Raw genomic sequence first — 15586 nt, 5'->3', positions numbered from 1 at the left:
CGCCAACGCTTCGGTGCGCGGTGAGAACAACCTGGTGCCGATGCAGTTCAAGCTCAAGGGCAGGGCGCACATGCCGGGCAACAACAAAATGGTGCAGCTGGATAACTGCTTTGTGACGGCAGCGGCCTACGGCGACATCTCCAGCGAACGCGCCATTGTTCAGCTGCAGCGTCTCTCCTGCATCATTGACGGCAAGCACATCGATCAGGCCGTGAAGGGACACGTCGCCTTCTACGGCAAGAACGGCATCAAGGGCGTGCCGGTAATGCGCAACGGCAAGATCCTGGGTCTGGCGTTTACCGCCGGTGCGCTGGGCGGGCTGGGACAGAGCGCCTCGCAGGTCGGCCAGACGGTCACCGGCATTGGCGCAACCAGCACGGTCAGCGGCGGGGACGTGGCGCGCGGGGCAATTGGTGGCGGCGTGGGCAAGGCAGCGGACAAGCTGGCCGACTACTACATCGAGCGCGCCGAGCAGTATCACCCGATTATCCCGATTGGCGCGGCGAACCGCGTGGAGGTGGTGTTTATCGAGGGCTTCCGCGCGAAGTTTATTGAGGATGAAGAGGCCGCGAAGCTGGCGAAGGAGCAGCAGCGCGCCGGCGGCCAGCAGCAGGACACGCAAACGCGCGAGCAGGGCAACAGCGGCCTGCCGCCGGACCTGGTGGGCAAGCTCGGTGACGCGACGCGCCTGAACATGAATGACTTTGTGACCCCGACAAACGGCGGGCAGGCGAGGAACATGACTCCGCAGGGTGTGGCGCAATGACGGACAGGAAAATCCGGCTTCGTCACGCAGAGCACTGCGGCTGGATGGTCTTTACCGAACGGACGATTAACTGCTTCGGACGCGACGCCGATGCCCGCATTCCGGGGCTGCAGGCGCTGGGATTTGGCGTCAAAAAGCTCTACTGCAAACCCGGCCTCATCCCGGACGACGGCTACGTCACGCTGTTCGGGGAAACGCTGCGCCGCCTGCTGGAGGTGGCTCCCGGCGACACCTTCGCGATGAACATGCTGTCCCGGCTCGGGACCAGAGGCAAAAACGGCGATCTCTTTATCGACTTTACCGAAATTGATGCGCTTTCACCTGACAGCGCTGATGGAGAACACCATGACTAAAGCGAATCCTTTTATGGTCAGCGCGCTGGCCATCATGCTGAGCGGCTGCGCGGGCATGAACGAAGACTTTGAATTTGACAAGCCCGCTAAAGACTCCGGCGTCTGGATGTCGCAGGCCGACGATATGTCTGCGGGCAGCAGCGGGAACGCGCCCGCAGCTACTGCGCCGAACGGCTTCACCGGCGCAGGTATCCGCCTGGATGACTACCGCCTGATTGATACCGGCACCATTCGCCTGGACCCGCAGACCGACGCGCAGGCACGCCGCAGCGGCCTGAATGACGGCATTCCGGTGCGTCTGGCATCAACCGGCGGGGTCCGCCCGTTTACGCGTGAAAACGGCGTGCTGCGCACCACCACGGATCAGACCGCGTACTGCAGCGCAGCGCACTGCTTTCCTGAACCTGCCGCTGCGTTCCGCCGCCCTGACGGCGTGGCGCGCATCTGGATAGCACCCTACGTCTCACCTGACAACAACGTCCACATGGGCGAGGTCATTTACAGCGTCTCCAGTCACGGTGACTGGAGCGGCATTCTGATGTGAGGTCTGCATGAAATTTCTGAAAGGCTTCCGCTTTGACCCGCTGAACGTGGTGGAGACGGTGGCGGGGATTCTGGGGGAGCGCGACACCACGAACGAAACGCGCCAGAAGCTGCAGGACATGGACTACCCGCACATCCGCGACCTGCTGCCCTATAAAGATTACGACAGCGAAAGTCAGATCTGGGTGAACAAGGAGTCGGTGGGCTTTGTGGTGGAATCACAGCCGCTGATCGGCGCCAACGAGAAGCTGGCGGAAAGCCTGGAGTACCTGCTTCGCGACGTGGCCCCGCGCGATATTCCGCTGCAGGTCATGCTGGTCTCCACCCGGGCGGTGAAAGAGCAGGTCGAGCAGGGCCTGAAAAATTTTGCCTGGAAGGGACACCGGGCGGACGAGTGCAACGACGTCACCGCCCGCTTTTTCCTGAACGGCGCGCGCTATACCTACAGCAACGGCCTGGATCATCCGCTGACCCTGCGCGACTACCGTCTGTTTTTTATCTGGGCGATGCCGGTGAAGCACCTGTCCGAAACCGATATGATCCGCGTGCGCGACGTGCGACGTAACCTGCTGAACGCGCTCAACGCCGCCGACCTGTGGTCGTCGGCTATCGGCGTGGCGGAGTTCAGCAGCGTGCTGCGCGAGTTCTTCAACCACGACCCGGCGCGGCTTGATCGTTATGACTGCGAGTATGATCCGGCGGCCGACCTCAGCACCCAGTTCGTGGACCGCACCACGTCCTGGCGGGTAAAGCCCTCACATATCCGCATCGAGGGCAGTGATGCGAAAAACAGACCGTTTGCGGCGCGCATGGTGAACCTTAACCTGGACCGCAACCCGCAGGAGCATTACCTCTGGCAGAACGGCAACATCATTCAGGACCTGATGTCGCCAACCAACGGCATACCCTGCCCGTTTATTTGCACGATGGTGCTGACCACCGAGGAGCAGATGAAAAGTCAGGGCGAGGCGAACAGCCGCTTTCTGGCGCTGGACTCGCGCGTGAACACCAGTTACGCCAAGTACATCCCGTCCACCACGCGTCAGCACGCCGAGTGGAAAGATGCCCGTGCGCGGCTGCTGTCGAACCAGACCTCACTGACCAGCTACTTCTACGGTATCACGCTGTTCTGCCCGGATGACGACGATCTGACGTCGCGCTACACCGAAAAAACGCGCAACGCCTTCGCCGCGCAGGGGCTGCGCTTCGTGCGCGCCGATTTTATGCAGCTGCGCAACCTGCTGGCCACGCTGCCGTTTGCGATGGTGAACAAGAAGCTGCGCGACGACTGCCGCAAGACCGGCGGCATACAGCGATCGGAGTCGTTTCATGCGGTGAACCTGATGCCGGTTATCGGGGATAACAAGCTGTGCGCCTCGGGCATTCTTATTCCGAGCTACCGCAACCAGGTCGCGTTTATCGACGTGTTTGACGAGAGCCTGCCGAACACCAACTTCAACTGGTTTATGTCCGGTACCTCGGGCGCGGGCAAATCGGTGCTGGCCAACTCCATCGCGCGTTCGGTGCTGGACAAGGGCGGTACGGTGGCGGTGCAGGATATCGGTGACTCCTATAAAGCCGCCTGCAGCAGCCTCGGCGGCACCTATATTAACGGCGATTCGCTGCGCTTTAATCCGTTTGCGAACGTCACCGACATTACGCTTGCCGCCGAGCGCATCCGCGACCAGCTGTGCATTCTGGCAAGCCCCAACGGCCTGCTGGATGAGGTACATGAATCCATGATCCTGGAGGCCATTACCGAATCATGGCCGACGTATCAGCAGGACATGCGCATCGATCACGTCATTGACTACCTGAAGACGAGGCAGGCGGCCATCACCCGCGAACACTCTTCGCTGATTGGCGGGCGCATTGACGAAATCACCACGCTGCTCAGTAAGTACAGCACCAAAGGGATCTACGGCAGGTTCTTCAACTCATCCGAGCCAACGCTGAAGCCTGACCTGCAGTTCGTGGTCACCGAACTCGGTGACCTGCGCAAGCAGCAGGACCTGCTGTCGGCGGTGCTGTTCAGCATCATGATCTGGAACGAGAACATGATGTACACCACGCCGCGCAGCATGCGCAAGATGAACATCATCGACGAGGGGTGGAAGCTGCTCGGCGGGTCCAGTACCAAAATCAAGGACTTTATCGAGGAAGGCTACCGCACCGCCCGCCGCCACAACGGCTCATACGGTACGGTCACGCAGGCGATACGCGATAAAAACCTGTCCACGGCGGCGCTCGCGGCCTACGACAACAGCTCGTTCAAGTTCACCTGTATGCAGGACGCCAAGTCGTTCACCACCTTCCAGAAGGAGGAGCCGCATGCGTTTAACGAGCTGGAGTGGGAAATGATCCGCAAGTTTCCGCCGGCGAAAAAGGCGCGCTACAGCTCGTTTTTGCTGAGCGTGGGGGAATTTTCCAGCTTCCACCGCCTCATTCTCGATCCGCTGAGCGACGGACTGTTTTCCTCCAAAGGTGAAGACTTTACCTACCGCGAAAAACGACTGCGCGAGGGGGCGGACATCAAGGACATCCTGTTTGAGATGGCCGGGAACGATGCGCACAAGCGCGACATCATCAACATGCTGCGGGAGATGCAACTTTGAATACAAAACACCTTGTGGCGGGCTGCAGCCTGTCGGTTGTGCTGAGCGTGGGGGCGTGCGCGGCCGCCTGGTTTTTCTGGCTGAAGCCGCCCACGCTGGTCACGTTCGACATGAAGGGCACGACCAATGCGCTGATCCGCCAGAGCGCGACGCTGGACCTCACCGACGAACAGCGAAGGGCGCTGCTGAGGCGCTTTGACCGCAGTGTCACCACCGCAACGGCGGAATACGCCACTGAACGCGGCGCGGCCATTCTGGTGAGCCCGGCTGTCGTTACCGGCTTGCCGGACGCCACGCCGGAGATTCAGGCGCGCCTGGCTGAGCTGATGAAAGCGACGCCGCAGCAATAACCCTGCCCGATCACCTCAACCGGGAGCCCCCCGATGAAACATGCAACTCCGCTGGCGCGCATTGCCGCCGGCGCGCTGCTCGCCACGCTGAGCCTGCACGCGGGCGCGGCTGAGCTCGGCACGTACGGCGATACCTGGGACATCCGCGAGCGCAACCTGATTGCCGTCCTGAAAGACAACCTGAAGCAGCACTTTGAGGGCCGGTCGCAGGCCGACATCGAGCGGGAGATGCAGCAAAAGGCTGAAGACGAGGCGATGCGCCCGCCACCGGTGCCGGGACTCACCACCGGGCGCGAGACGCACAGCCGCCTGTTTGACCCGTCGTTCACGGTGCAGCGCGACATCGCCGACCACAACGGCGTGGTGTTCGCGCATAAGGGGCAGAAGGTGAACCCCTTTGATGTCATCCCGGTGTTTGACGAGACGCTGTATTTCATCGACGCCGACGACGACCGGCAGATCGCCTGGATGAAGCAGCAGGTGCCGCGCACGACGACGTCCCGCGTCATCCTGGTCAACGGCAACGTGCGCGACAGCGCTGAAGCGCTCGGCAGCCGGGTGTACTTCGACCAGACCGGCAGCATCACGAAAAAATTCGGCATCACGCAGGTACCTGCGGAAGTGAAGCAGGCGCCCGGGCAAAAACTCTTCCTTATCACTGAATTCGGTCTTCCCGACCGCTAACGGAGACAGACATGAAAAAGCACATCCTCGCTGCTGCCCTGACGCTGAGCCTGGCCGGTCACGCGAATGCCGCTGACGACGCCTTCAGCGATACGCAAAAGGCGCAGATCGGCGAGATCGCGGCAGACTACCTGCGCGCGCACCCGGAAATCCTGATCGAAATGAGCCAGAAGCTGCAGGCACAGTCGCAGGAAAAACAGAGGGCCGCCGCCGCCGGCGCGGCGCTGGAAAATCAGGACGCCCTGCTGAATGACCCCACCTCGCCGGTGCTGCACCCGAAGGGCGATGTCGCGGTCATTCAGTTCTTTGACTACCAGTGCATCTACTGTGCGAAGGTCGCCCCGACCGTGGAGCAGTTCATCCGCCAGAACCCGGACGTGCGTTTCATCTATAAGGAGTGGCCCATCTTTGGCAGCCGCTGGCCCGCCTCGGTGCAGGCAGCGAAAGTTGGCCTGTCCGTTTATAAAGACGGCGGCGCCGACGCGTACCACCGTTACCACGCCGCGCTCTATGCCACCGGCCACAACGAAGGGAAGCTGCTGGATGAGGATATCCGCCAGGCGGCGGTGAAGGCAGGCGTGACCGCACGCCAAAAGAAGAGGTTGAGGCAATGGGCGCCGCGCTGGAGAAAAATAACGCGCTGGCAAAACGCCTCGGCATTCAGGGTACGCCCGCTTTCTTCGTGATGCCGGTGAAGGGGCCACCGCTGAGAACATCAGCGTTATCCCGGGGGCGACTGACCTGCAGGCGCTGCAGGCGGCAGTGGAAAAGCGCGCGGCACAGGGGGCTGACATGGTCTGGCGCACGCTTTTACTGGCGCTCGCGGTGTGGGGCTGCCAGCCGGCACAGGCCGCTGACAGCAGCGGCAATACCTCCCTGACCTGCGACGGGCGCTGGGTTAACCCCATCACCGATGTGTGCTGGGAGTGTCTGTTCCCGATGAGTATCGGCAGCGTGCAGGTGTCAGCCGGGTCGCTGCCGGATACCGAAAACCCGTCATCGCCCATTCAGTTCTGCCCGGCACCGCCACCCGTTTTTGAGCGTCCGGGCATCGCGATTGGTTTCTGGGAGCCGTTTGCGATGACGGACGTGACGCGCTCGCCGGGCTGCATGGTGAACATGGGCGGCTTTAACATCAATATCCCGAACACCGGCACAGGCACCGGCACGAAAACAGCGAATGAGCACCCGGGCACGTTCTATCACGTTCACTGGTACAAGTACCCGCTGATCTCCTGGCTCAACATCATTACCTCTGAGATGTGTATGCAGGGCGGGGAGTATGACATCGGCTACCTCTCGGAGCTGGACCCGACCTGGCAGAACGACAACCTGGCGCTGTTTCTGAACCCGGAGGTAATGCTGTTTGCCAACCCGATTGCGCAGATGGCCTGCGCGGCGGACGCGGTGGCGGCCGGGGTGAGCAAGCCAATTGATGCGCTGTTCTGGTGTGCCGGCTCGCACGGCTCGATGTACCCGTTTACCGGCAACATTGTGAACGAGTCCAGCGGGCTTAACAGCGGGGCGCTGCTCTCTGAGCGCATGGATTTCAAGCTGCACCGCGAGGGACTCATCCTCGATACCGTGCCCTATAACACGGCCGTCTGCTACGAGTACCCGTCTGCGATCATGCCGAAAAGCCGCTACCGCTATCAGATGGTGAACACCATCCCGGACGTGGCGGCGTGTCATCCGTTCGGGCGCAACGTGATGCTGTGGCAGACCGGCAAGGAAATGCCGAACAGCAAAAAGAACTACGGCTATCTCATCTGGAAAAAGCGCAACTGCGTCGTGCTTTAAGCGAGGACATATGAGGAAAACACGCAACACGCTGCTGCTTGTCGCCGGTCTTACGGTGGCGCTGGCCGCCCGGGCCGAAGACGCGCCGCAGGGCACGCAGGTCGGCAGCACAGAGAATGAGACAGCCTACTTTCTGTCCGCTTCAGTGCCGGAAAAAGAGCTGGCCATTCTGATGAAGGCGGCCGAAGCGCGGGACATCCCGGTGTACTTCCGGGGGCTGGTCGGCGACAGCATGGAGCAGACCGCGAAGTACATGATGTACATGGTCACCACCTACCGGGTTCGTGGCGTGCAGATTGACCCGGTTCGCTTTGACCGCTACGGCGTAAAGAAGGTGCCGGCGCTGGTGAAGAAGTGTGGCGAGCACTTCGACATCGTGTACGGCAACGTGGCGCTGAACCAGGCACTGGGCATGATCAATGAACGCGGTGATTGCCGTAACAAGTCCTGACCGATCCCACTGCCCGCTGCGGCGGGCAGTTATCACCCCATTACCGGAAATCCAGATGAAAAAAGCAACCCGCACCCTGCTGCAGGGCCTGCTGCTGACCTGCCTGTCTGCCGGCGCACTGGCGGCGTCGATGGATGCCTCAAATCAGGAAGGCATTAACGCCGGCAGGGCCGCTAATGGCACAACCAGCGCCGACCCGAACAGTTATTTCGAGAATTACAGCGCAGACGCGCCGCAGCGCGCCCTGTATAGCGACCCGACGCAGATGTCCACAAACATCGACGTGAAGGGACAGACGGAACTGAGTGAGTCCGACCTCGGACAAACCGCGCGCGAATCCTATGTGAACAACCCGGCGGACACGCTCAGCTACGACTCTGACATGATGAAGTACAGCGACGAAATTCGCGAAAACGCCAATGCCATTACCGGCGTGAACGGCAGCCAGTGCGTGGCCCAGGAGCTGAACAAAACCACGTACACCACACACCGTTGTGAAATGGCCAATAACCTGACACAGGCCTGTACACGTAAGGCAACCATCGTGACAACCGGTTCACGCGAGACGTACAGCACGAAACTGGTGCTGAATGCCGGCAGCGTAACCGGCAAACGGATGAGTGATTACTGGGTGCAGTACGACGTCACGGTGCCTGAAAGCGGCACCGTGAGCAGCGGGACATGGGAACTGTTATATCCGAGAAGCAGCAGCTGGCACGGCGATCGCCTTGATTATTCTTTCCAGGTCATGGGAAAAACGGTCCGCACAAAGATTAACAATTCCGGCACCTTCAGCATCGCCGCTCAGCAGGTGAAGGCAGGTCAGGTTATCAGCATGCGGATACGCTACAACACCGACGGGCATTACGATGAGGGCCGGGAGGGAATGATACAGCTGATAACAAAGGGCTGGATTGTTCTGCGCATTACCCTGCCGATGGAGGCTGTCAGGGATACGGTTGTACCGACGCTTCAGTGGACCAGCAGCTGCCCGGCAGATATGGGGGATGCCGTGAAGATGAGTGAGGTCTGCAGCGACCCGGGCGGCACCCGCTCTGTGACCGTTGGCGGCAAGGCCTACAGCCTTTACAGCGACTGCTGGGGCTACACCACGCAGTGGAACGTTTTTGAAGACGACACCAATACCTGTCAGGCGTACATCAACGATCCGAACTGCAGTGAAGGTACACGCACCTGTACCCGGAAAATCGGCAACCTCTGTGTTTACAGCAAACTGACTTACCAGTGCGCGCACACCGTAAAGAGCACCGGCTACATCTGCGGCTCGGAGTTTTACTGCTCTGACGGCAGCTGCTCGGCGATGCAGGCGGGCCAGAACCAGAACTTTGAGGCTGCTGTGTCGCAGCTGGCTGCGCTCGCAGCGGCAGGCAAAGACTTCGCGGGCATGGACCCCAATTCGGTGACGGCCTTTACGGGCAAGGCAATGGCATGTCGCAAGAGCGCGGCCGGCTTCAGTAACTGCTGCAAAAGCGGGGGCTGGGGTCAGGACGTGGGACTTGCGCACTGCAATACCGAGGAAAAAGAGATTGGTACCGGCAAGGAGAAAAAGCTGGTCGTGAAGGTGGGCTCTTACTGCTCGAAAAAGGTATTCGGGGTCTGCCTGCAGAAGAAAGAGGGCTACTGCGTCTTCGACAGCAAGCTCGCCCGCATTGTGCAGGAGCAGGGGCGCCGTGACCAGCTGGGTATCAGCTTCGGTTCAGGTGAAAACCCGGACTGCCGGGGAATAAAAGTGGCTGAGTTGCAGGGCATTAAGTTTGACCACATCGATTTCAGCGAATTTTACGACGATCTCAACAGCAACATCAAACTGCCCGATCAGGACGCACTGAATCAGCGCATTACCTCTGACATCCGGAACAGCCTCAAATCAGGAGACTAAGCGTGAGAAAACTTATCGGCCTGACGCTGCTGCTTGCGGTACTTCCGCTGCACGCAGCAGAGGAAAAAAAGCCCGACGGCTACCACTACGACCCGGCAGTCGGCTGGTACTGGTACAACGAGCCGGTAAAAAAGGATGAGGAACAGCCGCCTGTGCCGCCCCCCGCGCCGCCGCAGGAGACGCCCACGCAGAAGATGAAGCGCCTGCAGGCGTTTCGCGACAACCTGATGAATGAGGCGATGCTGCACCCCTCCACCGAGAACATCCGGCGCTACAAAATCGTGCAGGACTGGATGGTGAATCAGGCCAGCATGTTCGCCTCGCGCTGGGAAAAGGTGCTGCTGGATAACCCCGAGCTCGACTACAGCCTGAAGCACCCGTTCTACAACGGCACTGCCAATATCCAGTACACCGAGCGTCGTCAAAAGCAGCAGGCGGCCATCCGCTACGTGAACCAGCGCTACGGCGTGTTTTTCTTCTATCGCGGCAACGAGCCGCTGGATAACCGGCTCGGCGGGGTGGTGAAAGAGTTCAGCGAGCAGTACGGCCTGACCGTTATCCCCGTCACCGTGGACGGGCGCGCGAGCCCCGACCTGCCGGATACCCGGCAGAACAACGGGCAGGCGGAGAAGATGAAGATCGAACACTTCCCGGCCATTTACCTGGTCGAGCCGCGCACGAAGAAATACCAGCCGCTGGCGTACGGTTTCATCACCCAGGATGACCTGGCCAGGCGCATGCTCAACATCGTTACCGATTTCCAGCCCGAGGACTGAACCATGATTTCGAAACTCTTTGCCGTACTGCTGATGCTTACGCCGGTACTGGCGGCGGCCAGCACGATTGATGACATTGCCCGCCTGGAGCAGGCGAAAGAGGGCGCGGACGCGCCGGCGGAAAGGCAGCCACAAAGAGAGGCGTCTGCAAATAAGGCGCAGGGCGCGCAGCAGCAAGCGCCCACGAAGCCGGTGTGGTATCACCTGAGCGACGGGCGCAGTGTGGATGTGGGGCACTGGCAGATCGTGCATTTTGTCCGATCTGACTGCCCTTACTGCCACCGTTTCAACCCGACCCTGAAGTCAGTGTCTGAGCAGACCGGCATCGGCGTGTTCGTCTACAGCTTTGACGGTAAGGGCGACGCGGTGTTCCCGAACGTGATGCCGGTAAACGACGCTATTCTGAAGGACTTCTTCGCCGAACTGCCACAGGCAACCCCCACCGACTTCATTATCAACACGCAGTCGCTGGTGACCATCCCGCTGTCACAGGGGGAAATGAGTGAGGATGCGCTGAAGCAGCGCCTGGATGAATCCTTTGCGCTGGCCGTGCGTCTGGGGGTGCTGTGATGAACAAATTTACGCTGAATGCCGGCATCGTGGCCGGTCTGCTGTTCTCCGCTGCGGCGGGTGCGGACGTGCAGAACGACATCAACAAGTTCTTTAACGAGATGGGCGGTGGCGGAGGAAACTACACGCAGGCGGCCGCGTGGCAGGGGCAGTCGGCGGGCTACCTTACCGGTGGCAACCTGTTCATCCGCACGCCGGTGCGTAACATCCAGCTGATTTCTGTGACGCTTCCGGATATCAAGTCGGGCTGCGGCGGCATCGACGCCTATCTCGGCTCGTTCAGTTTCATCAATGGCGACCAGATTAAAATCATGGGCAAGCAGATACTCAGCAACGCTGCCGGCTACGCCTTTGACCTCGGGCTCGAAACCATCTGCCCGCAGTGTAAGGCGGTGAAGGACTACCTGCAGAAGCTTGCGGCGGACACCAACAACATGAACATTTCCACCTGTCAGGCTGCGCAGTCCATCGTCGGCGGCCTGTGGCCAAAGACGCAGGCGGCCAGCGCGCAAATCTGCCAGGACCTCGGCACCAAGCACGACGTGTTCTCCGACTGGGCGGCGTCCCGTCAGGGCTGCGGTGTCGGTGGAGAAACCAACAGCGTGTTCAGCAAGGCGACTGAGGAAGAGAAGAAACGCATCCCGCGCAACCGCAACCTGACATGGGAAACGTTCACAAAACTGAACCAGTTCTTCAGCAACGACCGCGCGCTCAAGGAATTCATTATGTCGATGGTCGGCACGGTGATTTATGACGCGAACGGTAACCCGACGTTCCTGCAGCCGCGCGGCGGCAGTGAGTCGATGTTCAACACGCTGCTGAACGGTGGCACCGAGAAAATCTACCGCTGCAACGATAACACCACCTGCCTGTCACCGACTATCGCGGATCTGACCCTGTCGGAAGACGAGGGCATGACCGGCCGGGTGCGGGACATGCTCAATGACATTTTTGATAAGGCCCGCAGCGATACGGCGCTGACCGAAAGCGAGAAGGCGCTCATCAGCAGCACCCGCGTGCGTATCCTGCGCTACACCATCGATTCCGCGTCGGTGGGCATGGATCAGAGCGTGGTCAGCAGCCTGGCGGAGTACATCGCGGCCGACATGGTGATGTCCTACATAAACGGCCTGATTGACGTGGCCGCGAGCGGCGCTGCCGGCACGCTCGATACTGAAGAAGAGAACAAGCATTTTCGCGAGAACCTGCGTCAGGTGCGTAACGAGCTGAGCCAGCGCGTCACGCGTATTCAGGTGCAACAGAACGGACTGGCTGAGTACGATCGCAGCCTGTCCGAGACGCGCCAGCAGCTTTCTTCATCCGTCTCTGACAGCGTGCTGTCGAACTATCAATTCGGGAGTAACTGATGGCACTTGATATCTGGGTGGTGAGTTCCGGTGGAATGATCACGATGGGCCTTAACGCCGTGGCGACCATGATGGAAAATGAGGGCTGGCACAGCACAATTTGGGTGGCGGAGATGCTGGGCATCGCTTTTTGCGTAATGACCTATCTGCGCACGCACAACATGACCGCTATGTTCGGGTGGGGAATGACGTTTGTGATGGTGACTGCGTTGCTGCTGACGCCGAAGGTGACAGTGGTTGTGAATGATCTGACCGCGCCCGAAAACATCGGGCGGGTGGATAACGTGCCGGCGGGACTTGCAATGCCGCTGAGTATTATTACCGGGGTCGGGTACACGTTAACGACCTCGTATGAAGATATCTTTCACTTCCCGGACGAGCGGGCCTACACCAAAACCGGGATGCTGTTTGCCAGCAAGCTGCTACAGGACAGCTTCACCATCGACAGCCGCAACCCGGTGCTGGCCTATAACATGGGCGAGTACACCAAAAACTGCGTGGTACCGGACATCATGCTGAACCACAAGTACAGCATGCAGGACGTGATGGAATCTGAGGACGTGCAGGCACAGATTTTCAGTAACCCCAGCCCGCTGCGCGGCGTCTACTGGCGTGACGCCACCGGTACCACATTTATGTTCTGCCGGGACGCGGCACCGCGCCTGAAAAACTTGCTGACGGCGGAGAGCAATAATACAGGCAGCACGTTCATGGCCCACGCGGTCCGCATGCTACCGGGAAACCGGGCGCCACAGACGGTCTATGCCGAGCAGCTGGCGGGCTCTTATGAATACTTTCTCGGCAGCAGCAAGTCGGCACAAAGCATTATGATGCAGAACATCGCCGTCGCGGGCCTGCGTCGCGGGCTGAACAGCTACGTGAAGGGTATGAACGACACCGCATCAATGGTGGACATCGCCTCCGAACAGTCGCTGATGAAGCTCAGGCTGTCGCACGCGGTAAGTTACACCATCGCAACGGAGGTGCTGCCGCAGCTGCATACGGTACTGCTGCTGTTCTGCATCTGCATCTTCCCGGTGATGGTGCTGGCGCTTTATGTGCGGGAAATCGCCTGGTCGGTTATCAAGAGCTACCTGAACTTTATGGGGAGCCTGATGCTCTGGCCGGTGATGTTCGCCATCTTTAACTTTGCCGTGAACTACAGCACGCAGAACAGCTTCCACGCCACGGGGCCGACGTTGTCCAATATGAACCGCCTGATGGAAACCAGCACCACCACGGCGGGCATTGCCGGCTGGCTGATGCTCTCCATCCCGTTCCTGGCATTCCGTCTGTTCACCGGGCTGGGTCAGGGCTTTGCGAGCCTCAGCTCCAGCCTGGGCAGCGCGCTCAGCAGCGCGTCTGCCGCGGATTCCGGCGCGGTGGCATCGGGCAACATGAGCGTGGGCAACGTGCAACTGGATAACATCAACGGGCACAAAACGGACCTGAACCGTGTGTTTCGCGAGGGCAATACCACGATGCAGCTGGGCAACGGTGCCATGCGCACCATGACGCAGGAAGGACAGACGGTGTATGACGCATCAGGCGCAACCAGCCGGCTGCCGGTCGATCTGCACCTTGACCGCAATCTGGCGAGTGCTGCACAGCGCTCGGTGCGTGACAGCATGGCGCAGACCGAAATGGCGGCGCAGGGGTATAACCACTCGGTGCAGGAAACCGGCTCGCAGCTCAAACAGTTCCATGAGCAGTTTGGCAACAGCGACTCGAAAACGCTGTCGGCTACAACCGGCTTAAGCGTGACCGATGCCGAGCGTGTGAACAAAATGCAGAACGTGGCGCAGGACTATGCGACCCGCAACCATATTAGCCTTAATGAAGCGTACTCTGAGCTTGAGGATAAAGCTCGCAATGCTTCGGTTAACACAGGTGCGCGAGTCCAGGCAGGCATGGATTCAAGTAAATCACTGTGGGGTAAAGCGGGAGAGTGGGCGACTGGTGCCTCATTGAAAGGGGATGTGCATGCAGGCACAGAACTTAGTGCGAGAACGGGTTCGACCTCACAGACTTCTCAGGGAGGGCAAAGTGGAAACGACAACTCTCAGACCATTTCTGCACGCGAATCGCAGGACTTCAGCCAGGGCATGGACGTGCTGCGTAATTACAGCACAACCTACAATGGCCAGCACGTTGATAACAACGCGTCCGGCCTGATGAACCAGATCTCCTCTGGTATCACCACCTCTGACAGCAGGTATGCGCAGTACACGGCCAGCCAGGCGCATACGCATGAAATGCAGAAAATGGCCTCTGAGACTGAAACGCTCAGCGCAGGCGCGCGCGACAACTACACGCAGCAGTTTGTGCAGTGGGCAATGCAGCGTTCGCCGGGTAATGCCGAAACCATTCTTACCAATACGTCAGATGAAAACGTTCAGAAACAGCGTGACGGCCTAGTTCAGGAGTTCTTTGCAGAGAAGCTTCAGGGGCGTATTGAGGGGGATTATGCGCACAACTCCGGTAACACGGGTGAAGGCATGGGCGCACCGGCGAATACAGCAGGTGAGCAGTTCGGCAGCGCATATAACAGTGCAAATCAGAGCATTGAAGCGGGCGTGGCCAGAAATAATATTCGTACTGATGTGAACGGTGAGGTTGAAGCTCAGCAGACCTTAGTTAACACTAAGGCAAATGATGTCCAGAATAAAATTCACGACGGCAGAAGTTCTATTGAAGAAGGGAAATCTAGCAGGAGTGAAGATTATCAACAGGCTGAAAGAAAATATACGGAGCAAAAACATCTCGCTGATGCATCGCAGGACAACTTTTTAAGTAAAAGTCTTAGCGATAAGCTCCACAGTGATGATTTGAAAAAGTAATTGTGGCGAGGTATTAGTATGAGTGTAACGTACAGTGAGATTAAGGAAGAGGTAAAGCAAGTCTCATTATTAATTAGTTCTTCTAATGAAGTTGTCCCAAGCGTGTTTTCTTGTTTTAAAAATATGATTTTGCCGATAGGTTTGTATTTTATATTTTACTTTCTTTGTCCATTAGGCGAGCTTTTCGATAAAAATCTATGGCTGGGATTGGGAGTTATGTCGGTGTTCTTTTGGTTTTTTATCTCATATTTTTTGTATGGATATAGCGTGTTGTTTTCTATGCTTCCTGAAAGCGCATTTGAAGATTACAAGATACTAAAAATATACAAATCCAAAGCCAAAAAATACTATGCTGTATGGATTTTTATGATTTTGGTTTCCGGTTTTCTTTCGCTCTTTACCATGTTCAATGTAATAGCTCTTGCTGCGATATCGCTTCTTTCAACCATAGTATTAGCAATCTCCTTTAGTCTGGATGTATCGCGATATCAAATTTCCGCTATTTTTGGTGCTGCCTCTGCGATTAAGCAAAAAATTAACGATTGATTCATTGTAATGATAATTGAGCATT

The 15586-nt window shown here is 58.5% G+C and carries 15 protein-coding genes; all 15 read left to right on the top strand.

The features are described from left to right. A partial coding sequence (locus tag P3C52_RS15130; RefSeq protein WP_275555794.1) for a TrbI/VirB10 family protein occupies nucleotides 1–766 on the top strand: 766 nt, incomplete at its 5' end. Further along, nucleotides 763–1119 carry a hypothetical protein gene (locus P3C52_RS15125; protein WP_275555792.1) on the top strand — a complete coding sequence of 119 codons (357 nt, stop codon included), beginning with the start codon at nucleotides 763–765 and terminating at the stop codon, nucleotides 1117–1119. The genes P3C52_RS15130 and P3C52_RS15125, both read left to right, overlap by 4 nt. Further along, nucleotides 1112–1663 carry a type IV conjugative transfer system lipoprotein TraV gene (gene traV, locus P3C52_RS15120; RefSeq protein ID WP_249894783.1) on the top strand — a complete coding sequence of 184 codons (552 nt, stop codon included), beginning with the start codon at nucleotides 1112–1114 and terminating at the stop codon, nucleotides 1661–1663. Before P3C52_RS15125 ends, traV begins: the two co-directional genes overlap by 8 nt. Nucleotides 1664–1670: 7 nt before the next feature. Continuing rightward, nucleotides 1671–4277, top strand: a complete 2607-nt coding sequence (gene traC, locus P3C52_RS15115; protein WP_275555791.1) for a type IV secretion system protein TraC — start codon at nucleotides 1671–1673, stop codon at nucleotides 4275–4277. Next, nucleotides 4274–4627 (top strand): TrbI F-type domain-containing protein, encoded by a 354-nt coding sequence (locus P3C52_RS15110; protein WP_275555790.1) that lies wholly within the window; start codon nucleotides 4274–4276, stop codon nucleotides 4625–4627. The genes traC and P3C52_RS15110 overlap by 4 nt, the downstream gene beginning before the upstream one ends. Nucleotides 4628–4660: 33 nt before the next feature. Next, nucleotides 4661–5311 carry a type-F conjugative transfer system protein TraW gene (traW, locus tag P3C52_RS15105; protein WP_275555789.1) on the top strand — a complete coding sequence of 217 codons (651 nt, stop codon included), beginning with the start codon at nucleotides 4661–4663 and terminating at the stop codon, nucleotides 5309–5311. Nucleotides 5312–5322: 11 nt separating this feature from the next. Further along, entirely contained in the window at nucleotides 5323–5997 is a 675-nt protein-coding gene (locus tag P3C52_RS15100) for a thioredoxin domain-containing protein (RefSeq protein WP_275555788.1), read from the top strand. Nucleotides 5998–6103: 106 nt separating this feature from the next. After that, nucleotides 6104–7111 carry a conjugal transfer pilus assembly protein TraU gene (gene traU / locus P3C52_RS15095; RefSeq protein WP_249894778.1) on the top strand — a complete coding sequence of 336 codons (1008 nt, stop codon included), beginning with the start codon at nucleotides 6104–6106 and terminating at the stop codon, nucleotides 7109–7111. A 10-nt stretch (nucleotides 7112–7121) separates the two neighbouring features. Continuing rightward, complete coding sequence (gene trbC / locus P3C52_RS15090; RefSeq protein WP_275555787.1) at nucleotides 7122–7562, top strand: type-F conjugative transfer system pilin assembly protein TrbC; 441 nt, start codon at nucleotides 7122–7124, stop codon at nucleotides 7560–7562. 55 nt (nucleotides 7563–7617) lie between these two features. Next, nucleotides 7618–9462: a conjugal transfer protein TraN gene (locus tag P3C52_RS15085; protein WP_275555786.1), complete on the top strand. Its 1845-nt coding sequence runs from the start codon at nucleotides 7618–7620 to the stop codon at nucleotides 9460–9462. Nucleotides 9463–9464: 2 nt separating this feature from the next. Next, nucleotides 9465–10238, top strand: a complete 774-nt coding sequence (gene traF / locus P3C52_RS15080) for a type-F conjugative transfer system pilin assembly protein TraF (RefSeq protein ID WP_275555785.1) — start codon at nucleotides 9465–9467, stop codon at nucleotides 10236–10238. A 3-nt stretch (nucleotides 10239–10241) separates the two neighbouring features. Further along, entirely contained in the window at nucleotides 10242–10808 is a 567-nt protein-coding gene (trbB, locus tag P3C52_RS15075; protein WP_275555784.1) for a type-F conjugative transfer system pilin assembly thiol-disulfide isomerase TrbB, read from the top strand. Then, nucleotides 10808–12175 carry a conjugal transfer protein TraH gene (locus tag P3C52_RS15070; protein WP_275555796.1) on the top strand — a complete coding sequence of 456 codons (1368 nt, stop codon included), beginning with the start codon at nucleotides 10808–10810 and terminating at the stop codon, nucleotides 12173–12175. The genes trbB and P3C52_RS15070 overlap by 1 nt, the downstream gene beginning before the upstream one ends. Then, nucleotides 12175–15015: a conjugal transfer mating-pair stabilization protein TraG gene (gene traG, locus P3C52_RS15065; protein ID WP_275555783.1), complete on the top strand. Its 2841-nt coding sequence runs from the start codon at nucleotides 12175–12177 to the stop codon at nucleotides 15013–15015. The genes P3C52_RS15070 and traG overlap by 1 nt, the downstream gene beginning before the upstream one ends. An 18-nt stretch (nucleotides 15016–15033) precedes the next feature. Continuing rightward, nucleotides 15034–15561, top strand: coding sequence for a hypothetical protein (locus P3C52_RS15060; RefSeq protein WP_275555782.1), 528 nt, complete (start codon nucleotides 15034–15036; stop codon nucleotides 15559–15561). Nucleotides 15562–15586: the final 25 nt, after the last annotated feature.

This window comes from Mixta sp. Marseille-Q2659, from assembly GCF_940807255.1.
Classification (GTDB): Bacteria; Pseudomonadota; Gammaproteobacteria; order Enterobacterales; family Enterobacteriaceae; genus Mixta.
This window is presented reverse-complemented; position numbering and strand designations above follow the sequence as displayed.

Bases quoted from the DNA above. Each gene is read 5' to 3' on its own strand.
- P3C52_RS15100 (WP_275555788.1), top strand. From the start codon at position 5,323: ATGAAAAAGCACATCCTCGCTGCTGCCCTGACGCTGAGCCTGGCCGGT.
- traC (WP_275555791.1), top strand. From the start codon at position 1,671: ATGAAATTTCTGAAAGGCTTCCGCTTTGACCCGCTGAACGTGGTGGAG.
- traG (WP_275555783.1), top strand. From the start codon at position 12,175: ATGGCACTTGATATCTGGGTGGTGAGTTCCGGTGGAATGATCACGATG.
- P3C52_RS15125 (WP_275555792.1), top strand. From the start codon at position 763: ATGACGGACAGGAAAATCCGGCTTCGTCACGCAGAGCACTGCGGCTGG.
- P3C52_RS15085 (WP_275555786.1), top strand. From the start codon at position 7,618: ATGAAAAAAGCAACCCGCACCCTGCTGCAGGGCCTGCTGCTGACCTGC.
- traW (WP_275555789.1), top strand. From the start codon at position 4,661: ATGAAACATGCAACTCCGCTGGCGCGCATTGCCGCCGGCGCGCTGCTC.
- traV (WP_249894783.1), top strand. From the start codon at position 1,112: ATGACTAAAGCGAATCCTTTTATGGTCAGCGCGCTGGCCATCATGCTG.
- P3C52_RS15070 (WP_275555796.1), top strand. From the start codon at position 10,808: ATGAACAAATTTACGCTGAATGCCGGCATCGTGGCCGGTCTGCTGTTC.
- trbC (WP_275555787.1), top strand. From the start codon at position 7,122: ATGAGGAAAACACGCAACACGCTGCTGCTTGTCGCCGGTCTTACGGTG.
- P3C52_RS15060 (WP_275555782.1), top strand. From the start codon at position 15,034: ATGAGTGTAACGTACAGTGAGATTAAGGAAGAGGTAAAGCAAGTCTCA.
- traU (WP_249894778.1), top strand. From the start codon at position 6,104: ATGGTCTGGCGCACGCTTTTACTGGCGCTCGCGGTGTGGGGCTGCCAG.
- trbB (WP_275555784.1), top strand. From the start codon at position 10,242: ATGATTTCGAAACTCTTTGCCGTACTGCTGATGCTTACGCCGGTACTG.